Source organism: Mucilaginibacter pallidiroseus (genome assembly GCF_007846085.1).
GTDB classification, from domain to species: domain Bacteria; phylum Bacteroidota; class Bacteroidia; order Sphingobacteriales; family Sphingobacteriaceae; genus Mucilaginibacter; species Mucilaginibacter pallidiroseus.
Map to the genome: position 1 here is coordinate 16,373 of NZ_VOEJ01000002.1, position 19,724 is coordinate 36,096.

Sequence of the window (19,724 nt, forward strand, 5' to 3'; positions counted from 1 at the left end):
AAAGTCTTGTCTAAAATCTCACATCTAATGTCTCATATCTCCTTTAAAGGTCAACATTAACATCAAGCTTATTAAACCTGATGCCTTTTTCGGTTTGTTCCCAGTCTTCAAGTTCCTCTTCGGTGGCTTCCATAAGTTTGGGGAACCACTCCAGGGGTATAGCTTGCTGTTTACCATCAGCCTTTTCAACAAAAAGTAAGCCGTGGGCAAAAGTTACTTTAACCTTTTTTTCCTGTTTGCGTGTTGATAGTAAAGGCATGGTAGTAAGTCAAAAGTGTAAAGTTAAAAGTCAAAATACGTGTCATTGCGAGCGATAGCGTGGCAATCTCAACGCTCTCTAAAAACGCGAGAAGATTGCTTCGTCGTTACACTCCTCGCAATGACGCAATTACTACAATTACTCTGCCATATTATGGTAAACGGCCTGCACATCGTCGTCTTCCTCTAAGCGGTCAACAATTTTAAGTACATCGGCAGCTTGCTCTTCGGTAACGGCAGTGCTCGATTGTGCTATACGCTCCAACTTGGCAGATTTAGTTTCGATACCCAACTCCTCTAATGCTTTCTGCATTTTGCCGAAATCCTCATAAGCGGCATGGATTACAGCAACGCTGTTACCTTCCTCATCAGCCTCCACAAAAAGATCCTCTAAACCGGCGTCGATAAGTTCAAACTCCAGCTCTTCCAGATCGCGGTCGCCCGGATCAAAAGTGAATACCGATTTACGGCTGAAGATAAAATCAAGCGAGCCCGTTTTACCTAAAGTACCACCATATTTTGTAAAATAGCTGCGTACGTTAGCAACCGTGCGGTTGGTATTATCTGTAGCGGTTTCAACCAATATGGCAACGCCGTGCTGGGCGTAACCTTCGTATACCAACTCTTCGTAATCCTTTTCGTCGCGGCTGCTGGCGCGCTTAATGGCTGCCTCAACACGGTCTTTAGGCATATTTACCGCTTTGGCATTTTGCATAGCAGTGCGCAGGCGCGAGTTTGAGTTGGGGTCGCCGCCGCCGGCCTTAACCGCCATTACAATCTCTTTACCTAAACGTGTAAACTGCACGGCCATTTTGGCCCAGCGTTTAAACTTTCTTTCCTTACGAAATTCAAATGCTCTTCCCATAATTCCCCCCAGCCCCCTAAAGGGGGAGCCGGAATTTTATATTTAAATATATTGTATATGTTAAGCTATACTCCAATTCCCCCTTTAGGGGGTTAGGGGCTTAAACTAACTCTTTTAAATTTTGCAACATATCCTGCGTCATTCTCGGCAGGTCGTACTCTAATTTCCAACCCCAATCCTGCTGTGCCTGACTATCATCAATTGATTTTGGCCAACTATCGGCAATTGCCTGGCGCGGATCAGCATCTGCATAGCTTATCTCGAAATCAGGCAAATGCTTTTTAATTTCATCGGCCAGTTGTGTTGGCGTAAAGCTGATGCCACCCAGGTTATAGCTCGATCTGATACTGATTTGTTCGGCAGGTGCATCCATTAATGTAATAGTGGCGCGAATAGCATCTTCCATGTACATCATTGGCAAGGCTGTATTTGCCGATAAAAAGCTTTGGTATTTACCATGCTTTAAAGCTTCATGGAAAATATGTACGGCATAATCTGTAGTGCCGCCGCCCGGATTGGCCTTCCAGCCTATTAAGCCCGGATAACGAATGCTGCGCACATCTACGCCATATTTTGTGAAGTAATATTCGCACCAGCGCTCCCCTGCCAGCTTGCTAAAACCGTAAACCGTATTAGGATCCATCACACAGTACTGAGGCGTATCATATTGCGGCGAATGCGGGCCGAACACTGCTATAGAGCTGGGCCAAAAAACTTTAGCCGTTTTAAATTCAACAGCAAAATCCAATACGTGAAGCAAGCCTGTCATGTTTAAATCCCAAGCCATCTTTGGCTTTTGCTCCCCCACTGCCGATAGCATTGCCGCTAACAGGTAAACCTGTGTTGGGCGGTGCTTGTCAAATAAATGATGCAGGTTGTCTTTATCAAGCACGTTCGCAAACTCGAACGGGCCATTGTTACGTATAGCGTATGTAGGGCTGTTTATATCTGATGCTATCACGTTTTCGGCACCGTGTATTCCGCGTAATGCAGTTACCAGTTCGGTACCTATTTGCCCGTTAGCACCTATCACTAAAATCTTTTCGCTCATTCAATCACAGGTTTGGCTACAAAGGTAAATTTTTTCGGCTGAACGCAAATTTGAGTAGTAAAGAAATTACGTTGGGTTGTGAGTGGCTTTAAGGGTGATAACTATCACAAGAAGCCATTTCTATAAACTATCTTATTACACACCCCACTTTGTCATTCTGAGCGGGATCGAAGAACCTGTTGGCAAACTATTCGTCGGCAAGTAGATGCTTCACTACGTTCAGCATGACAGAATTGTAAGTTATTGAATAGCGTAAGTTACTTTTCTTTAGCTGTCCATAACTTCCACCACGGTAGCCATGGTGCGTCATGGTGTTCATAATGGTAACCGAAAAAGTAACAGGTTATAAAGGCAAAAAAGTGATTCCGAGGTAAACTGCGCGACTGGTGTTTATTATCGTGCTCGCCTTTATGGGGCAGATAGGTGCCAAAATAAAACAATTGAAGTGTACTTAGTAACGATGGCGCTACCCAAAACAGCAACAGGTTTTGCTGCGGGATCCAGATTTTTAGGATATTAAATACAGCAGCCATAACTACTATTTGCCACAAGGACAGATAATTTCGGATAAACCTTACGTACCAACTAAAAAAGCCGCCGTTGTGGTAGTCAGGGTCGGTATCGGTATGTACGTGGTTATGGTGCTGGTGGTGCTTTGTATAAAGCTTAGGGTACCAAAAACTGGCGTATAATAACGTGCTTAAAAATCCTACAAAATTGTTGATGCTTTTGTTGGGCGCCACGGTGCCGTGCATAGCATCATGAGCGGTAATAAATAAGCCTGTGTAAAGGTGCATCATTAGCAACACTGCCAAATAAAGCAGCGGGTTGCCAAAATCTATCTGCCACTGCATTAACAATACGAAGCTGACCGACCAGCTGCCTAGTACCAGCAGGGCTACAAAAAGGCCAAAATATGATGGAAATTTTTCCAAGTGTTTTAGTTACTATGGAATGTATACAACAAATAGCGTGCTGCTAATAAGTTTCAATTGCGGCTTTCACCTGCTGCATAAGCCACATTGGTGTTGATGTTGCACCTGCTATACCAACAGTATCGCCGGGTGCGAACATACTTCTGTCCAATTCATCAACCGATGACACGAAATAAGTGTCAGGATTATGCTTGCGACAAACTTCAAACAACACCTTGCCGTTAGATGATTTTTTGCCCGACACAAATACCACTTTATTAAACCGAATTGCAAAAGCAGGCAGATCCTTATCGCGGTTTGATACCTGGCGGCAAATAGTATCATTGGCCTTTACCTCGTACCCACGGGCAAGCAATTGATCTTTTACATTGTAAAATTTCTCCATGCTTTTGGTGGTCTGGCTATAAAGCGTAAACTTCTCGGGCAAGTCAGCATCATCAAGTTCGGCAATATCCTGAAACACCAGTGCGTTTCCGTTGGTTTGCCCTTCCAGGCCAATAACCTCGGCGTGGCCGTGTTTACCAAAAATCAGGATCTTCTCGTTGGCATCGTACGATGTTTTGATGCGGTTTTGCAGCTTTAATACTACAGGGCAACTTGCATCAATTAAAGTGATGTTATTTTCGAGCGCTACCTTATAAGTTTCGGGCGCTTCGCCATGTGCACGGATCAGCACTTTTTCATCGTGCAGATCAACCAGGTCTTCATGGGCAATAATGCGCAAGCCCTGCGCTTTAAGGCGCTCAACTTCCTCATCGTTATGTACAATGTCGCCAAGGCAATACAGGTAGCCATCTTCGGCCAGTATTTCCTCGGCCATATCAATGGCATAAACAACCCCGAAACAAAAGCCGGAATCCTGATCGATAGTTACTTTTAAATTATAGTCGCCCATTGGGTTACAAAAATACAGCAATTAAGATGAAAGGAGAAAGTGTTGTGGTAAAAGGTTTGTAAATCAACTACCAGTCGATATTATATGAGCCTTTGTCAGGCCATAAAGCCAAACAAAAGCGTCCCTTATACTCACTTATCTGCAAATCTATAATGCGACCGGATGCTGCAAACAATTCAACTTTGATATTTTCTCCCGGCAATAACTCAAGTAACGTTCCTTCAGGCTCTAACGATAAATAAAGCTTTTTACTCAAGGTGTTTGTTAGCGTTATTTCATTTGGTTCCATTTTTGAAGTTTTAAAATATTCAATTGTTTATTTATATCACCAACCCCAACAACCCAAAAAACACAAACTCCACCAATATCAATACAGGGCCAACAATGCTTTGCTTTTTAAATTTAAAAGCTTCAAAAATGTAAAGCAATATAAAGCTGAGCAAATACCAGCACAGGTAGTTTTTAAAAGGGATGATATTATCCTGCCATTGCCAGTAATCAAGTTTAATGGCTACGGGCTCAATCAGTAAATCAAGCAGCACCATTATGGCTGCGCCTATTGCAACCCTGGCAAATAGGCTTTTCAACCTGCTGCGCTGCAGGGTAACGCCCACGCCATATATTAACAGAAACCAGTTAATGCCAATTGTTAGCGGGATATCATTGAGCTTTGTACCCAGCGTTGGCCCGTAAGCGTAATTGCCGAAAAGCCAGTAGCCATGCACACCAAGCCACTCTGCCGTGTAACCGGCTAAGTATATTATTGTTGCAAACAGCAGGAGTTTTGTATTGATGGTGTCGTGACTTAACAAAATAATCGCCAGCATCAACAGTAAATGAAACGGCACTATCTGCAAAAACAACGGCCGGCTAACCGGCAATGCTAACCCTACCAAACCAACTAAGTGAAATAGAATGATAATGCCGGATGCGAGGCGCGGTTTAATGGTCGTCATATTTTGCGGCCCTTCCATGTGGTGGTTTTGGTAATGCGTTTTTGTATAGATGTTATGCCAATAAGCAACAGGCTTATCATTTGTATGGGATGCAAAAGCAGGTTTTTTGCAACGTTTTGGCCCGACAGGTAAGATATCATTAACCGCCCAAGTAAAATAATGCCTATCATCATAAAGGCAAAATTGATGTTCATGGTAAGGATGATGAGTACCGGGCCGCCAATTATTAACAAAAGATATATCAAAAAGCCAAATATGTTATAATTGAAGGCAGCTAAAAAATTCTTCCCAAAACCGTTTATAGCTTCCGTATAGCTTTTATACATACGGCAACTAATCATGCCGTTTGCTAACAGCGCCTCGCCATTAAGCTTTGCCTGTTTTACCAATTTCATGATCTCTACATCTTCCACTACCTTTCCCTTCGCTACCAGGTGCCATTGGTAATCGATATAGGTCTGCGCATCAAAAAGCATAAACTGCCCGCTGGCCGCTGCTACCGATGGGCTCTTGATAAGATAAACCAAGCGCAATGGCAGCAGGTTAAGCAATATATAATGCATTAGCGGCACTACCAAAAGTTCGCCGTTGGTACGCATATCCTGGTTGGTAAAAAGGCTTAGCAAACTGAGTTTGCGCAGATACATGCGGTGCAGTGCGCTATTTATAAGTCCGTTATTTACCTGTTCGTCAGCGTCTAAAAACAAAAAGAATTTCCCTTTTGCCAATTGTGCCAGTTGATAACAGGCAAAGTTTTTACCTAACCAACCGGTAGGCAGGGGCTGCCCTTTTATCACCCGGAAAGCATGATGCTGCTGCGCAAAGGCCTCGCAAACGGCAAAGGTATCGTCGGTTGAGTTATCGTCAAGTATAATTACCTCATAATTGGGATAGTCCTGCTTGTGTATAGATTCCAGGAGCGGCAATATGTCTTCGGCCTCGTTGCGGGCCGGTATCAATATCGAAACCTTGTCTGTGTATGCCTTACTTATTTTTGGCAGTTTAGGGTTCGACACAAAATTGAACAGCGTTACTGCAAAGCGGAGTATAATAAATACAGATACTATTAATAGTGCTATGATCAATTTAAGCTGTTTTTTGTGATTGTACTGCCAGCGCCTTATTATAATGTGACGCGTAAACCTGGCCTATATCTTCGGCAGTAAAGCTTCCCTGAGCCGGTGCCGTTAAATAAACGCTGGCCGTAGGCTTTTCGTGCTGCATGTTTTCAATAAAAGTTGCCGACAGTAACGCCTGATATTTACCCGCTGCCGCTTTCATGATTTTGAACAACCCTTTTTCGAAATTTACAACATCAGTAAAGTTTGAGTGCAATTTACCCTGCGGAAATATCAGTAACAAGTTTTCCGGATCCTGAAGCAACTGCGCAGCATAATTTAATGATGTAACCATATCCCGCGATTGCTTATTTACTGAGAAAGCGCCCATATATTTAAAGAACGATACTTTTTTAACGGTGTCCTCGATAACCATTACATGAAAGTTTTTTTTAATGGCTCTTTGGTTTACGTAATACATCAAAAACCCGTCCCACCAGCTAAAATGGTTGGCTATTAACAACACCGATTTGCCGGCATCTATAGTTACATCATTATTGTCAACGCCATTGAAATTTGTTTTGATAATCCTGTTGATATACCAGTCGAAAAAAATGCGGACAAGTTTGTTGCGTTTTGGGTAAATCATAAAACTTAATGCTTAACGTGTACCTGGGCTTCGAGCGCCTGTTTGTGAAAAGCATCTATTTTGGCAGCAAGCTCGTGAAACGGCACTTCGCCGGCTATACCGCAATCATATAAATGAAAATAAGCTGATGGCTTAAGGCTTTCAAAGTATTCTACAAAGCATGCGTTATAAATGATCTGGCATGGGCCTTTTATGTTTTTTATCAAGCGGTCTATCCCCTGCTCAACCTTTAAATCTGTTGTGTAATTCGATATCAATTCGCCCTGGGGAAAAACTACCACTAAGTTTTCCGAATCATCCAACAAGCCCGCTGCATGTTGCAGGGATTTAATCATCTCGCGCGATTTTCTCGGCATTGAAAAAGCCCCTAAATGATTTGCCCACATGCGTGCCTGCAAATGGTCTTCCTGCATCATTATGTACGATTGCCGATGCAGGTATTTATAAGCCAGATAATTTGCCCAAAGCCCGTCCCACCAGCCAAAATGATTGCAAAGCAACAATACAGAGTGCCCGGGCTTAACACTTACCGGAGTAGCTACCTCCAGCCTGTTGAATATCCTCCGCATCCTGAAGAACAGGTATTTGGCAAACATATCGGCCATAAACTTTTTGCGTTGGGCAGGTATCATCGGGGTAAATTTACTAAATACTCATCCAGTTGTTTAATTACCAGCCAGTGCCCTAAAGGCAGTTCGTGCACGTCGGCGTTATCAAGCATACTAATAAACGGCATCGCAGCTGATTTCGGAAATAACTTATCATCCCTGCCAAAAATCAACGTACAATTAATTTTATGCTGATTGATGAGCGATGCCACTTTGCTAATATCCGGCTTTAACATGCGGATGAGGTTTAGCGTATAATACACATCCTGCCGTTTTTGTTCGGTATCAACCTCGTTATAGGCTATAGTATAAAGGCTTTGGTCAATAAATCCTGCTTTGAGAGCATTTTTAAGCAGGCTTGGCGCAAGCCATTTGCTTTTGCAAATGTTACGAAACAGGAAGCGACCAACAGGTTTGTGTAACATCAGGTTAAAACCCTTATGTACTGCAAGTCCATCAGGTGCCATCAATATTATAGCATCTATCAGGTCGGCATATTCTTCCAAAAGTATTAAAGCTATATTTGCCCCGATAGAGTAGCCCATTACCGAGAAACGCTGCCTGCCATAAACAGCAAACCATTGCTCAACGTATTGCCTAACCATGTTGCGGGGCATCCCGTCAACAATTTGCTGCTCGGCCCATCCGCTTAGTTTACTCTCACCATGAAAAAAATGGTCGAAACCGTATACGTGATATTGCTGTAAAACCGACTGCTCAAGCACATGGAATTGTTTCCCTGTCATGCCATAACCATGAAACGCCAGCATAGGTTTATTACCTATGCCATATTCATGAAAATGTGCCTTGCCCAAACCGGGAATGTCCAAAAAACCCATAGCAGGCAATATTAATAAATTAAAGGGTAATTGCCGCTTTCCTGACTACAACAGAGGATGCTTATCTATTATGTAACTCATAATAGTGTTAGTAGCACCAATGTGGCTGTCTACATAATGCTTTGCAATTTGTGCAGCTGCGTTGCTAAGATCTTCGTTGGCCATTAACCGGTTGACTGTGGTAAGCAATTCTTCCTGGTTATTTATGCTAAAACCCGCGCCTTTTTCAATAAGATCACGAGCCTCTTTAAACTTTTGATAATTTGGCCCGAAGATTACCGGCACGCCAAAGGCAGCAGCCTCAAGCGTATTATGAATACCCGCGCCAAAGCCTCCGCCAATATAAACCATATCCGCATACTGGTACAATGCAGACAGCATCCCCATGTTGTCGATAATCAGCACGCGCGTCTGCTCGTTTAAGGCTTCGATGTTTGAATGACGCACTGTTAATATGCCCGACAATGTTTGTTCGAGCCCGGCAATTTTTGAATCGCCTATTTCATGCGGTGCAAATACAAAGCGCCATCCGGGATGCTGGTTAATAAGTTGTGTAAACAAAGCCTCATCGGCAGGCCAGGTGCTGCCGGCCACAAAAAGTTTTTTCCCATTTTTAAATTCTGCTATATGTTGTAATGCTTTTGGCGCTTGGGCGTTTGCCCACACCCTGTCAAACCTTGTATCGCCGCTTATGGTAACATTGCTTATGCCTAAATTTTGCAGCAAATGTTTCGAAGGGATATCCTGCACAAAGAACCAGGTAACCATTTTAAGCATTTCGCGGTGCAAGCTGCCATACCATTTAAAAAAAACCTGCCCGGGCCTGAATATGCCCGAGATTACATACAAAGGAATATGCCTGCTGTGTAATTGCTTAAAATAATGATACCAATACTCGTACTTGGTAAAAACTGCCATTACCGGGTTTATGCTATCTATAAATTGCCTGGCATTTTTGAAAGTATCCTGCGGAAGGTAATACACAGCATCAGCCAGCGCCGTATTTTTACGAACCTCGTAGCCCGACGGCGAAAAAAAAGTAATGACTACCGGCACATCAGGATATTTGCTTTTCACTTCTTCCAGTACAGGCCGCCCCTGCTCAAATTCACCTAATGAGGCAAAGTGAAACCATAAAGATTTGGGCAGGGCCTTTACAACCTGGGCCTCCCTCCCTTTAACCAGCAGCTTTGCCTTGTTGTTAAATAATGCAGCAAGGGCTAATAGCTTGGTGTACAGGTATATGATAATGTTGTAGGTAGCAACCATTTTTTATAATAGTTATTATTATCTTCGTCGGGTTTAAAGTAGCACTTAAAAAAAGCCCTTGCGAAGATAGTTACATGTTTTAAAATGTGTTTACGCGTTGCGCTAAAAGCTACTTACGGCAAAGCCGTTTCTCTGGCATAATAAGCTTGTACAGGGGAATAAGTTTTGCAAAATCCGGAATGCAGTCACAGAAAAAACGTCCGAATTGCTATTTTATAACTACACCGAAAACAAACTAAGATAAGCTAATGGCTCGCAAACGTATTTTAATTACCGGCGCAGCCGGCTTTTTAGGCTCGCATCTGTGCGACAGGTTTATTAACGAGGATTTCCATGTAATTGCCATGGATAATCTTATCACCGGCGATTTACGTAACATAGAACATCTTTTTAAACTCGAAAATTTTGAGTTTTATAATCATGATGTTTCAAAGTTTGTACACATCCCCGGCGAGCTGGATTACATACTTCATTTTGCTTCGCCTGCAAGCCCTATAGATTATTTAAAAATCCCTATTCAAACCTTAAAGGTAGGCTCATTAGGTACCCATAATTTATTAGGATTGGCACGTGCCAAAAATGCGCGCATGCTTATTGCGTCAACTTCAGAAATTTACGGCGACCCATCTGTTAATCCACAACCCGAAGAATACTGGGGTAATGTAAACACTGTTGGTCCCCGTGGTGTTTATGATGAAGCTAAGCGTTTTCAGGAATCTATTACCATGGCTTATCACACCTTCCACGGTGTAGAAACCCGTATAGTACGGATATTTAATACGTACGGCCCGCGTATGCGCCTTAATGATGGCCGCGTATTACCTGCATTTATTGGTCAGGCTATCAGGGGAGAAGATTTGACCGTATTTGGCGATGGTTCGCAAACCCGCTCTTTTTGTTATGTAAGCGATTTGATCGAGGGGATTTATCGTTTGCTTTTTAGCGACTACGCTTACCCGGTAAACATTGGTAACCCAAGTGAAATTACCATTAAACAATTTGGCGAAGAAATTATCAAGCTAACCGGCACTAAGCAAAAAATGATTTTTAAAGATCTGCCGGTAGACGACCCTAAACAGCGCCGCCCCGATATAACAAAAGCTAAAGAGTTATTGGGATGGGAGCCCAAGGTATCTCGCGAAGAGGGCTTAAAAATAACTTACGAGTATTTTAAATCCCTTCCTACAGATGTGCTTGAAAAGGTTGAACATAAAGACTTTACCACCTACAATAAATAAATTAAATACTCCCTATGAAAATTTTAGTTACCGGCGGGCTTGGTTTTATAGGCTCACATACTGTTGTTGAACTGGTAAATGCCGGCTACGACCCTATTATTGTTGACGACTTGTCCAATTCCAATATCCGTATACTGGATCAGTTGGCTAAAATAATCGGATACAAACCTGCTTTTTACCAATTTAACCTTTGTGATGCACAGGCTATTAAAAGCTTTATGGAACAAGAGCCGGATATTAAAGGCATTATTCATTTTGCGGCCTTTAAAGCGGTAGGCGAATCTGTAAAAGAACCGTTAAAATACTACCGTAATAACTTTTATTCGCTTATTAACATACTCGAGGCATACAACAGCAAAGGTGTAAACCTTGTATTTTCATCAAGCTGTACTGTTTATGGCCAGCCGGATGTTTTACCGGTAACAGAGGATGCGCCGGTTAAAGCAGCTCAATCGCCTTACGGCAATACCAAACAAATTGCCGAAGAAATTTTGCAGGATGTTATAGCTGCGGGCAGTAAGCTAAAAATTGTATCGTTAAGGTATTTTAACCCGGTAGGCGCTCATGATAGCGCGCTTATTGGCGAATTACCGTTAGGCGTACCGCAAAACCTTGTACCTTTTATTACGCAAACAGCCATTGGCAAACGCGAAAAACTAACCGTTTGGGGTGGCGATTACGACACTCCGGATGGCAGTTGCGTTAGGGACTATATACACGTAGTTGATTTGGGCAAGGCGCACGTTGCCGCCCTCAAACTGATGGAAAAACAGGATTTTAAAGGCTATGACATGTTTAACATTGGCACCGGCAACGGCAGCTCGGTGTTACAGGTAATTAAAGCTTTTGAAAATGCTACGGGCGTTAAACTGAATTATGAGGTCGGCCCCCGCCGCCCGGGCGATGTGGAGAAAGTTTGGGGCGATGTTACCAAATCAACAGAGAAACTTAATTGGAAAACAGAACTTGACCTCGACACAATGATGTCGTCGGCATGGCAATGGGAAAACTATATTGCAAAAAATCCGTTGTAAACTACTTATCATGAAAAAAATTATCATTACTGGTGGTGCCGGTTTCATTGGCTCGCACGTAGTACGCAGGTTTGTAACTACCTATCCCGAATACCAGATCATAAACCTGGACAAATTAACTTACGCGGGCAATCTTGCTAACTTAAAGGATATCGAAAATGCGCCTAATTACAAATTTGTAAAAGGTGATATTGTTGATCTGGAGTTTATAAACAATCTTTTTGCTACAGAGCAGCCAGACGCAGTAGTTCACCTCGCTGCCGAATCGCATGTAGACCGTTCCATTACCAACCCGCTGGAGTTTGTAATGACCAACGTTGTTGGTACCGTAAACTTGTTGAATGCCGCTAAAAACCTTTGGAAAGGCGAGTATGACAAAAAACGCTTTTACCATGTGTCAACAGATGAGGTTTACGGCACACTGGGCGAAACAGATATGTTTACCGAGCAAACTGCGTATGATCCACATTCGCCATACTCGGCTTCTAAAGCCAGTTCAGACCATTTTGTGCGTGCTTACCATGATACCTACGGCATGGATACCGTAATATCAAACTGCTCTAACAACTATGGCTCATACCACTTCCCGGAAAAGCTGATTCCGCTTGCTATACACAACATTACAGAAAACAAACCTGTACCAGTTTACGGCAAAGGCGAAAACGTGCGCGACTGGCTTTGGGTTGAAGACCATGCCCGCGCTATTGATGTAATTTTCCATAACGCAGCTACAGGCACAACTTATAATATTGGCGGCCACAACGAGTGGAAAAACATAGATCTGATTCAATTACTTTGCCGTATATTGGATAAAAAACTTAACCGCGAAGAAGGCGAGTCGGCTAAATTAATTACTTATGTAACAGACCGTGCCGGCCATGACTTGCGTTATGCTATTGATGCCACCAAACTTAAAAATGAACTTGGCTGGACCCCATCAATAACATTTGAAGAAGGGCTTGAGAAAACTGTAGATTGGTATTTATCAAACAATGAATGGCTTAAAAACGTAACATCGGGCCATTACCAGGATTACTACAGCGAGCAGTACAATAACCGTTAATAATGTTTGGATTTTTTAAGAAGAAGGAAGTCAGGAAAGCGGTAGATTTTAACTACAGCGCTATTGCTACGGATATGCACTCGCATGTGCTGCCGGGTATAGACGATGGCGCGCAAACACCTGAAGAATCAATTGTACTGATCAAAAAAATGATGGAGCTGGGGATAAAAAAAATTATTGCTACCCCGCACATCATGATTGATTATTATCGTAATGATCACGACAGTATCTTTAACGCGCTTGCTATTCTTAAGGAAGAGCTAAAAAGGCAGGAAATTGATATTGATATCAGCGCCGCTGCTGAACATTATTTTGATGAAACGTTTGAATCCCGTATAGACGAACGCAAAGTTTTAACAATGGGCGATAACTATGTACTGTTCGAGTTTTCGTTTGTTAACCAGCCGCTCAACGCCTTTCATGTAATTCAAAAAATGCGAGACATGGGCTATAAACCAATTTTGGCTCACCCTGAGCGTTACAGTTATATGGATATTGAGCAGCTTAAACGCTTCAAGTTAATGGGTTGTAATTTACAGCTTAACACCATATCACTTACAGGCTATTACGGCAAAACGTCAAAAAAAATGGCGGAAGATATGGTAGACAATCAACTGGTTGATTTTATATCAAGCGATATGCACCACCCAAGGCACGCTCAAGCGCTTGAAGATGCGCTGCAATTTCCTCATCTTGAAAAACTACTTTTTAATTATCCGTTGAAAAACGTGCTATTGTAAAAGCAATATGTTATAAAAAAAGAGAAGGCCTTGCTTAAACAAGGCCTTCTCTTTTTTTATATATTTCCTGCTAACTATATACTAATCACTGACAACTACTATAAAATTTACTCGTACCGCAATGCCTCAACAGGATCAAGCCCGGCTGCTTTTTTGGCAGGATAAAAACCTGATAACAGTCCTATTGCAGTACATAATGCAACCGCGGCAAACAGCCATAACCATGGCACAACAAACGTACCGCTTATTTGCACGGCTATAAGGTTGCCAACTGCCATGCCCAATATCATGCCCGCAATGCCGCCCAATAGGCAAATTACAATTGCTTCTATCAAAAATTGCTTGCGTATAACAGCCGGGGTGGCTCCTATGGATTTACGCAAACCAATCTCCCGGGTACGCTCGGTAACCGATACCAGCATAATGTTCATCAAACCTATTGCGGCACCTAATAACGTAATAATACCAATAGCAAAACCTGCAACCGTAACATTGTTTAACTGGCCGGTAAGTTCTTCCTGTATCGAGTCGCTCCGGAATATTTCAAAATTATCCGGCTGACCAATGCGCAGCCCGCGAACATTGCGAAAAAGAGATGTAGCCTCGCCAGTGGTAGCATCGAGCGCTCCCGGACCGCTAACGGCAATGGTAATACTAAAAGTTGGTTTTGATGTAGCCGCAATTTGCCTGGCTTTTAGCACCGGGATAATACAAAATTTGTCACCCCCGAAGCTATTTGCACCTTTAGAGGCAAGCACACCAATAACCCTAAATTTATTACTACCCAGCAATATTGTTTTGTTTATAGCATCGTCCTTTTTAAAAAGCTGTTGCTTTAAGTCGTCGCCGATAATAACCACGTTTGCCCCGTGCTCCAATTCTGAAGATGAAAAATTGCGGCCAAAAGCAATAGTGTGTCCTTTGATAGCTACGTAATTATCATTACTCCCAATAACGCGCAGGTTAGGGTTAGTTTTTACGCTATTATATTTTGCTATCGCCGTACCGCTTACCGTGACATCTACACTACTGCGCACAGGCATCTTAAAAAGTTTTATAAAACGGTCGGCTTGTTCGTAAGTAATCACAGGGTATATTTTGCGGTGCCCACCTTTGCCAAAGCTAATGCCCGAGCCACGGTTTTGTATGGTGAAGGTATTGGCACCTAACCCCGCAAAGGCATCGTTGGTGTACTGGCGTATGCCTTCTATAGCGGTTAATATCCCAACAAGTGCCATAATACCAATAGCAATGATGAGGGCCGTAAGAGATGTGCGCAAACGGTTACCACCGATTGACTGCAGCGCTATTGATATGTTTTCTTTTAAAGTAGTTTTTACAGCCATGCTTCAGCGTAATCATTTAAGCAATTGTTTGACTGCTATGACAGGGGATTTGTTACACAGTATCATACTACATTTTTCACCTTCAAACTAAAGTATTTTTTGCTATGTACATGGCTTTAGTTAACTTAAAGGCATATTATCACCAAATGAAAAAGCATATCATTTTAGCAGCTACAATGTTGGCATTCTTGCTGCCAGCAACTGCGCAAAAAACGATAATACGCAATATAAAAACCTTACCCTCTAAGGTCGGCCAACGCATACCGGATGAAACATCAGTAGTTAAAGATTCAACCGGGAAAGTGTTAACATATAATCAGTGGCACACTATGATGATTGAAGGTACGCATAGCTTACGCAGAAGTAGCCTCGATCCCGAAAATCAGTATAAGTTAGTAAGGTTGAGCCCAAGAGAACAGAAAGAACGTAAAAAAAGATTAGCCCTATATCAGTCTGGCCAACTGCAACCAACAGCAGCACCACAGGAAATTCAACGAGCTATCGGGTCAGCGCCTTTGGCACAAAAAGACACCGAAGAGGAAAGGATGGCAAGGTTGCCAATGCCTCGCGAAAGCGGCTCATTTGTTAACGGAACAATTCCGGCAAATTTTCACCTGTTTGATATGGATGGAAAGCGCGCTGATTTAAAGGAACTAAAAGGCAAAGTTGTTGTGCTTAACTTTTGGTTTATTGGATGCCCACCTTGCCGCCAAGAGATACCTGAACTTAATAAAATTGTAGATGGACATATCAATAACCCAAATGTTGTGTTTTTGGCTATCGGCTTGGACAGAAGGAAGGATATACAAACCTTTACAGGCGTAAATCCCTTTAAATACCGCCAGGTTGCAAGCGGGCAAAGCGCTGCTGATATTTACGGAGTGCATTTATACCCCACCAACGTTGTTATTGACAAAACAGGAGTAGTAAGATTCAACTCATGCGGTTTTGCTGCAAACACTCCCTACTGGATAAATAAAACTATTAATGAAAGTCTGGCAGCCAATTAATTTAAAATTCGGCGTAAAATCAAAAAAGCTTCTGCAAAATGCAGAAGCTTTTCTATTATAGACTTTTAAAATACTTATACCGAGAATGAGGAACCACAACCGCAGGTGCTTGCTGCGTTGGGGTTATTGAAGGTAAAGCCACGGGCATTAAGGCCGTCCTGAAAATCAATTTGCATCCCGGCAAGGTAAAGGCCATGCGCTTTGTGCATATAAACTTTAACACCATCTATATGATACTCCTGATCGCCGTCCTTTTTTTGATCAAAACCTAAAACGTAGTTCATGCCCGAGCAGCCGCCGCCTTCAACGCCAACGCGCAGGCCAAAATCGTCGTTAAGTTCCTGCTGATCTCTTAATTTAAAAAGTTCTTTTACCGCCCCTGGTGTAAAGGTTACCGGTGCAGTTAAGGTTTCAACACTTGCGCTCATCTTATTTTAATTTAACTATAACAAATATAAGGTAAAATGCAGAGTTTTGTTGGCCGGGCCATATTTATGACCCTTGCCAAACACTTTCAAACAATGCTTTACAATCTTCTTTTAGATATTATAAAATATACCATTGCCGGCATTGGCATTATATATATAGCCTTTTACTTGTTTAAGCCATATCTCGATAAAAGTAATAATATACAATTGCTTGAACTTAAAAAGGAGATAGCCGCCCAAACCCTGCCCTTACGCCTGCAGGCATATGAAAGGTTGATTTTATTTACCGAACGCATCAACCCCAGCAACCTGTTAATACGGCTTAACGATAGCAGCTACACCGCCGCAGATTTGCATGCCGTAATAGTATCGGACATCCGCACCGAATACCAACACAACGTAACCCAGCAAATTTATGTAAGCTTGCAAGCCTGGGGCGTGGTAAAGCGAATGAAAGATGATACCCTTGCCTTAGTAAATAGCGCCGCCAAGGGCATGCCCGCAAACGCAACCGGGCTTGACTTAAGCAAAGTGATACTAACCCACCTTGGTACGCTTGAGAAAAATCCTTACGATGTTGCTACAGCCATGATACGCCAGGATATCGAGGAGCTGTTTTAATTAAATCTGCTTACCTATATAAAGGTGTACTGTTAATTATATTGTTAATTTAACAGCCTGCAACTCCTTTAAAATTTATTGCTCTGTATTTGTGCTACATAGCATTGTCTTTTAAAAATTATCAACATAGCAACAAACAATGTAAAGCTACTGCCCGTTTAAGATGCCGAAAGAAGTGGTGACAGGAAACAGCAAAAAATAGCCAAGCAATTTGGCTGAGTCAATGCAGCGGATTAATAACCGTTCTGCTTAATTGAAAGCGACCGGTGCGATGCCAAAATCTCAATTAGGGACACAAATTTTGGCTCCTGCTTTTTTAGAGATAACAATTACAAGATTTGCGTTTTAAGATATTTAATATCTTAATCCATAAGGATTTTGCAACGATGCTTTTCGTTCAAAAAACGCAAATTCCTTGTTCAAACTTTAAAAAATGCAACAGGGCTTTGCAGAGGCAGTTTTCCACACTTTCACGCAAAATATAAATATTAAAAGTTGATTTGGTGGCAATTAGCCCACATTTTTTTAAAAATATATTTCTAAAAAAAATGTTAATAACTGTTTTTTAATCCGCTTTTTTTTAGAATATTCGATGTTCCGAAACGGCCGAAAATTGCCACACCCGGAACACTGTAAATCAAGATATTACTCGATCCCCATATGGAAAAAACTTGTACTAACGTTTGGAATAGCTGCCTTCAGATCATTAAAGACAACATACCGGCCCAGAGCTTTAAAACCTGGTTTGAGCCGATAAAAGCTTTGAGGATGGAGGGAAGCGTTCTTACTATACAGGTACCAAGTTTATTCTTTTATGAGTGGCTTGAAGAGCATTATGTAGGCTTGCTGCGCAAAACAATAAAGAAACAACTTGGCGACGAAGGCCGGTTGGAGTATAATATTGTTGTTGAGCAATCATCCGCTAAGCCATATACAACCAACATGCCCTCTAACGGAAATGGTGCCGAAGCAAAATCGCAAAGTATGCCGATACCTATTTCTATTAATAAGGACATTAAGAACCCTTTTGTGATACCGGGTTTAAAGAAACTCAATGTCGACCCTCAACTTAACCGTAACTATACGTTCGAAAATTTTGTAGAGGGCGATTGCAACCGTTTGGCCCGATCTGCCGGCTACGCAGTGGCAGCAAAACCAGGCGGCACATCATTTAACCCGTTGATGATTTATGGTGGTGTAGGTTTGGGCAAAACCCACCTTGCACAAGCCATTGGTAACGAGATAAAGCGTACCCTTCCGGACAAGCTTGTATTATATGTAAGCTGCGAAAAATTTACCCAGCAGTTTGTTGATGCGCTTAAGCATAATAACATTAATGACTTTGTGAATTTTTACCAGGCCATTGATGTGCTGATCATGGATGATGTGCACAACTTTGCAGGTAAAGAAAAAACACAGGATTTCTTCTTCCATATATTTAACCACCTGCACCAAAGCGGCAAACAACTGATCATTACCTCAGATAAAGCGCCTAAGGATTTGGCTGGTTTAGAAGAGCGTTTGCTATCGCGTTTCAAATGGGGCCTATCTGCAGATTTGCAGGTGCCTGATCTGGAAACACGCATGGCTATCCTTAAAAACAAGATCTACCAGGATGGTATCGACCTGTCTAACGAGGTGGTTGAATACGTAGCCCACAATATTGATAACAATGTGCGGGAGCTGGAAGGCGCAATGGTATCATTACTGGCACAATCAACCCTTAACCGTAAAGAGATTGACCTTAACCTGGCCAAGCATATGCTGAAGAATTTTGTAAAAAATTCGGCAAAGGAAATTTCAATGGAATACATACAGAGCCTTGTTTGCGAATATTTTGAGGTGCCTGTTGATATGGTAAAATCACAAACCCGCAAACGCGAAATTGTACAGGCCCGCCAAATCTCAATGTACCTGGCTAAGGCACATACCAAAAGTTCCCTTAAGTCAATCGGTAGCTTCTTTGGCGGCCGCGACCACTCTACCGTTATCTATGCCTGCCAAACGGTTGAAGATCTAATTGACACCGATAAAAAGTTTAAAGGCTATGTTGCCGATATCCAGAAAAAACTAAAAATGTCTTAATTGACTTGACATATTTTGAAGCCTCGCATTCGCGGGGCTTTTTTTGTTTATCAATTCAATATCACTACATTAGATAAACCATAACCATTATTCAAATGCCCCTGCTAAGACGATTCTACTTATTCGTTATATCAGTAATTATCTGTGGCCTTATAAATTTTTGCGCATTGGCTTTTCTTTTTAAAGAAGACTTTCATAGAAGTTTTATAACATCTTTAATAAGTGGACTGGGCGCAGGCATAGGCATATTATTGGCTATCCACTTCAAAAAGACACAGCCAAGTAATTCTTAAATTACTTCTATGAAAAAGCTTTTTATCATTTGTACCTTAATTTGCGTTTCATCCCTTTTGCGCGCCCAGCAAAGCGAGGCCAATGCCGTTAAACAAACTATAAATACCATGTTTGCTGCCATGAAAGCGGGTGATAGCACAGCGCTTAAAAATACATTTGCAAAAGGGATGGTATTGCAAAGCGTTGTTAACAGAAAAGACGGCACAACTGCTTTGATAACCGAACAGCCAGAAGTGTTTATTAAGCAGGTTGGCGCCCCGCATAAGGAAATTTACGATGAACGCATAACCTTTGGCGATATAAAAATAGACGGCACACTGGCAAGCGTATGGACGCCTTACAAGTTTTACCTGGGCGACAAATTCAGCCATTGTGGTGTTAATTTCTTTCAATTGATGAAAGGAGCTGACGGCTGGAAAATTATTTACATTGTTGATACCCACCGAAAAGACAATTGCCCTGAATAAATTTCGATAATGAAT

The 19,724-nt window shown here is 42.1% G+C and carries 22 protein-coding genes; 8 read left to right on the forward strand and 14 right to left on the reverse strand.

All coding sequences use genetic code 11. The features are described from left to right. Nucleotides 1-43: 43 nt before the first annotated feature. The 12 genes from FPZ43_RS04535 to FPZ43_RS04590 form a co-directional block, all read right to left on the reverse strand. Complete coding sequence (locus FPZ43_RS04535; RefSeq protein WP_146380675.1) at nt 44-259, reverse strand: DUF2442 domain-containing protein; 216 nt, start codon at nt 257-259, stop codon at nt 44-46. A gap of 138 nt (nt 260-397) precedes the next feature. Beyond that, entirely contained in the window at nt 398-1,123 is a 726-nt protein-coding gene (locus FPZ43_RS04540) for a YebC/PmpR family DNA-binding transcriptional regulator (protein WP_146380676.1), read from the reverse strand. A gap of 100 nt (nt 1,124-1,223) precedes the next feature. After that, a complete protein-coding gene (locus tag FPZ43_RS04545; RefSeq protein WP_146380677.1) occupies nt 1,224-2,174 on the reverse strand; it encodes an NAD-dependent epimerase/dehydratase family protein in 951 nt (316 codons plus the stop codon). Between the two features lie 257 nt (nt 2,175-2,431). After that, complete coding sequence (locus FPZ43_RS04550; RefSeq protein WP_261380984.1) at nt 2,432-3,109, reverse strand: fatty acid desaturase; 678 nt, start codon at nt 3,107-3,109, stop codon at nt 2,432-2,434. A gap of 43 nt (nt 3,110-3,152) precedes the next feature. After that, nucleotides 3,153-4,004 carry a 4-hydroxy-3-methylbut-2-enyl diphosphate reductase gene (locus FPZ43_RS04555; protein WP_146380678.1) on the reverse strand — a complete coding sequence of 284 codons (852 nt, stop codon included), beginning with the start codon at nt 4,002-4,004 and terminating at the stop codon, nt 3,153-3,155. A gap of 67 nt (nt 4,005-4,071) precedes the next feature. Beyond that, nucleotides 4,072-4,293 (reverse strand): hypothetical protein, encoded by a 222-nt coding sequence (locus FPZ43_RS04560; protein ID WP_146380679.1) that lies wholly within the window; start codon nt 4,291-4,293, stop codon nt 4,072-4,074. Nucleotides 4,294-4,324: 31 nt separating this feature from the next. Further along, nucleotides 4,325-4,978: a carotenoid biosynthesis protein gene (locus FPZ43_RS04565; RefSeq protein ID WP_146380680.1), complete on the reverse strand. Its 654-nt coding sequence runs from the start codon at nt 4,976-4,978 to the stop codon at nt 4,325-4,327. After that, complete coding sequence (locus FPZ43_RS04570; RefSeq protein ID WP_146380681.1) at nt 4,957-6,045, reverse strand: glycosyltransferase; 1,089 nt, start codon at nt 6,043-6,045, stop codon at nt 4,957-4,959. Before FPZ43_RS04570 ends, FPZ43_RS04565 begins: the two co-directional genes overlap by 22 nt. Before the next feature lies 1 nt (nt 6,046). Continuing rightward, the gene (locus FPZ43_RS04575) at nt 6,047-6,667 is read right to left on the reverse strand and encodes a lysophospholipid acyltransferase family protein (protein ID WP_146380682.1); all 621 of its coding nucleotides are present in this window, start codon (nt 6,665-6,667) and stop codon (nt 6,047-6,049) included. Nucleotides 6,668-6,672: 5 nt separating this feature from the next. After that, a complete protein-coding gene (locus FPZ43_RS04580; protein WP_146380683.1) occupies nt 6,673-7,299 on the reverse strand; it encodes a lysophospholipid acyltransferase family protein in 627 nt (208 codons plus the stop codon). Beyond that, nucleotides 7,296-8,114, reverse strand: coding sequence for an alpha/beta fold hydrolase (locus tag FPZ43_RS04585; RefSeq protein ID WP_146380684.1), 819 nt, complete (start codon nt 8,112-8,114; stop codon nt 7,296-7,298). The genes FPZ43_RS04580 and FPZ43_RS04585 overlap by 4 nt, the downstream gene beginning before the upstream one ends. Nucleotides 8,115-8,159: 45 nt before the next feature. Then, on the reverse strand, nt 8,160-9,383 hold the full coding sequence (locus FPZ43_RS04590) for a 3-deoxy-D-manno-octulosonic acid transferase (protein ID WP_146380685.1): 1,224 nt from the start codon (nt 9,381-9,383) through the stop codon (nt 8,160-8,162). Between the two features lie 248 nt (nt 9,384-9,631). Here FPZ43_RS04590 and FPZ43_RS04595 point away from each other — a divergent pair, with 248 nt between their 5' ends. The 4 genes from FPZ43_RS04595 to FPZ43_RS04610 are packed head-to-tail and all read left to right on the forward strand — an operon-like array spanning nt 9,632 to nt 13,458. After that, a complete protein-coding gene (locus FPZ43_RS04595; RefSeq protein WP_146380686.1) occupies nt 9,632-10,621 on the forward strand; it encodes a UDP-glucuronic acid decarboxylase family protein in 990 nt (329 codons plus the stop codon). Between the two features lie 14 nt (nt 10,622-10,635). After that, a complete protein-coding gene (galE, locus tag FPZ43_RS04600; RefSeq protein WP_146380687.1) occupies nt 10,636-11,655 on the forward strand; it encodes a UDP-glucose 4-epimerase GalE in 1,020 nt (339 codons plus the stop codon). 10 nt (nt 11,656-11,665) lie between these two features. Continuing rightward, a complete protein-coding gene (rfbB, locus tag FPZ43_RS04605; protein ID WP_146380688.1) occupies nt 11,666-12,718 on the forward strand; it encodes a dTDP-glucose 4,6-dehydratase in 1,053 nt (350 codons plus the stop codon). Between the two features lie 2 nt (nt 12,719-12,720). Next, on the forward strand, nt 12,721-13,458 hold the full coding sequence (locus FPZ43_RS04610; RefSeq protein ID WP_146380689.1) for a tyrosine-protein phosphatase: 738 nt from the start codon (nt 12,721-12,723) through the stop codon (nt 13,456-13,458). A 107-nt stretch (nt 13,459-13,565) separates the two neighbouring features. On the opposite strand, the gene FPZ43_RS04615 is transcribed toward FPZ43_RS04610, so the two are convergent. Next, complete coding sequence (locus FPZ43_RS04615) at nt 13,566-14,804, reverse strand: ABC transporter permease (protein WP_146380690.1); 1,239 nt, start codon at nt 14,802-14,804, stop codon at nt 13,566-13,568. 146 nt (nt 14,805-14,950) lie between these two features. Between FPZ43_RS04615 and FPZ43_RS04620 the strand changes: the two genes are divergently transcribed. Then, the gene (locus FPZ43_RS04620; protein ID WP_186461762.1) at nt 14,951-15,814 is read left to right on the forward strand and encodes a peroxiredoxin family protein; all 864 of its coding nucleotides are present in this window, start codon (nt 14,951-14,953) and stop codon (nt 15,812-15,814) included. Between the two features lie 74 nt (nt 15,815-15,888). Here the strand turns inward: FPZ43_RS04620 and FPZ43_RS04625 are convergent, their stop codons facing one another. Then, nucleotides 15,889-16,242 (reverse strand): HesB/IscA family protein, encoded by a 354-nt coding sequence (locus FPZ43_RS04625; RefSeq protein WP_146380692.1) that lies wholly within the window; start codon nt 16,240-16,242, stop codon nt 15,889-15,891. A gap of 36 nt (nt 16,243-16,278) precedes the next feature. Between FPZ43_RS04625 and FPZ43_RS04630 the strand changes: the two genes are divergently transcribed. The 3 genes from FPZ43_RS04630 to FPZ43_RS04640 all read left to right on the forward strand — a co-directional run bounded on the left by FPZ43_RS04630 (nt 16,279) and on the right by FPZ43_RS04640 (nt 19,709). After that, the gene (locus FPZ43_RS04630; RefSeq protein ID WP_261380985.1) at nt 16,279-16,863 is read left to right on the forward strand and encodes a DUF7935 family protein; all 585 of its coding nucleotides are present in this window, start codon (nt 16,279-16,281) and stop codon (nt 16,861-16,863) included. Nucleotides 16,864-17,523: 660 nt separating this feature from the next. After that, the gene (gene dnaA / locus FPZ43_RS04635) at nt 17,524-18,948 is read left to right on the forward strand and encodes a chromosomal replication initiator protein DnaA (RefSeq protein ID WP_146380693.1); all 1,425 of its coding nucleotides are present in this window, start codon (nt 17,524-17,526) and stop codon (nt 18,946-18,948) included. Nucleotides 18,949-19,250: 302 nt separating this feature from the next. Continuing rightward, a complete protein-coding gene (locus FPZ43_RS04640) occupies nt 19,251-19,709 on the forward strand; it encodes a nuclear transport factor 2 family protein (RefSeq protein WP_146380694.1) in 459 nt (152 codons plus the stop codon). Nucleotides 19,710-19,724 lie beyond the last annotated feature (15 nt).

What these genes read in the sequence shown, in the direction of transcription:
- FPZ43_RS04560 (WP_146380679.1), bottom strand. Translation starts at nt 4,293, where the DNA reads ATGGAACCAAATGAAATAACGCTAACAAACACCTTGAGTAAAAAGCTT.
- FPZ43_RS04555 (WP_146380678.1), bottom strand. Translation starts at nt 4,004, where the DNA reads ATGGGCGACTATAATTTAAAAGTAACTATCGATCAGGATTCCGGCTTT.
- FPZ43_RS04580 (WP_146380683.1), bottom strand. Translation starts at nt 7,299, where the DNA reads ATGATACCTGCCCAACGCAAAAAGTTTATGGCCGATATGTTTGCCAAA.
- FPZ43_RS04535 (WP_146380675.1), bottom strand. Translation starts at nt 259, where the DNA reads ATGCCTTTACTATCAACACGCAAACAGGAAAAAAAGGTTAAAGTAACT.
- FPZ43_RS04595 (WP_146380686.1), top strand. Translation starts at nt 9,632, where the DNA reads ATGGCTCGCAAACGTATTTTAATTACCGGCGCAGCCGGCTTTTTAGGC.
- FPZ43_RS04575 (WP_146380682.1), bottom strand. Translation starts at nt 6,667, where the DNA reads ATGATTTACCCAAAACGCAACAAACTTGTCCGCATTTTTTTCGACTGG.
- FPZ43_RS04545 (WP_146380677.1), bottom strand. Translation starts at nt 2,174, where the DNA reads ATGAGCGAAAAGATTTTAGTGATAGGTGCTAACGGGCAAATAGGTACC.
- rfbB (WP_146380688.1), top strand. Translation starts at nt 11,666, where the DNA reads ATGAAAAAAATTATCATTACTGGTGGTGCCGGTTTCATTGGCTCGCAC.
- FPZ43_RS04585 (WP_146380684.1), bottom strand. Translation starts at nt 8,114, where the DNA reads ATGGGTTTTTTGGACATTCCCGGTTTGGGCAAGGCACATTTTCATGAA.
- dnaA (WP_146380693.1), top strand. Translation starts at nt 17,524, where the DNA reads ATGGAAAAAACTTGTACTAACGTTTGGAATAGCTGCCTTCAGATCATT.
- FPZ43_RS04590 (WP_146380685.1), bottom strand. Translation starts at nt 9,383, where the DNA reads ATGGTTGCTACCTACAACATTATCATATACCTGTACACCAAGCTATTA.
- FPZ43_RS04640 (WP_146380694.1), top strand. Translation starts at nt 19,251, where the DNA reads ATGAAAAAGCTTTTTATCATTTGTACCTTAATTTGCGTTTCATCCCTT.
- FPZ43_RS04540 (WP_146380676.1), bottom strand. Translation starts at nt 1,123, where the DNA reads ATGGGAAGAGCATTTGAATTTCGTAAGGAAAGAAAGTTTAAACGCTGG.
- FPZ43_RS04620 (WP_186461762.1), top strand. Translation starts at nt 14,951, where the DNA reads ATGAAAAAGCATATCATTTTAGCAGCTACAATGTTGGCATTCTTGCTG.
- FPZ43_RS04610 (WP_146380689.1), top strand. Translation starts at nt 12,721, where the DNA reads ATGTTTGGATTTTTTAAGAAGAAGGAAGTCAGGAAAGCGGTAGATTTT.
- FPZ43_RS04565 (WP_146380680.1), bottom strand. Translation starts at nt 4,978, where the DNA reads ATGGAAGGGCCGCAAAATATGACGACCATTAAACCGCGCCTCGCATCC.
- FPZ43_RS04630 (WP_261380985.1), top strand. Translation starts at nt 16,279, where the DNA reads ATGCAGAGTTTTGTTGGCCGGGCCATATTTATGACCCTTGCCAAACAC.
- FPZ43_RS04615 (WP_146380690.1), bottom strand. Translation starts at nt 14,804, where the DNA reads ATGGCTGTAAAAACTACTTTAAAAGAAAACATATCAATAGCGCTGCAG.
- galE (WP_146380687.1), top strand. Translation starts at nt 10,636, where the DNA reads ATGAAAATTTTAGTTACCGGCGGGCTTGGTTTTATAGGCTCACATACT.
- FPZ43_RS04625 (WP_146380692.1), bottom strand. Translation starts at nt 16,242, where the DNA reads ATGAGCGCAAGTGTTGAAACCTTAACTGCACCGGTAACCTTTACACCA.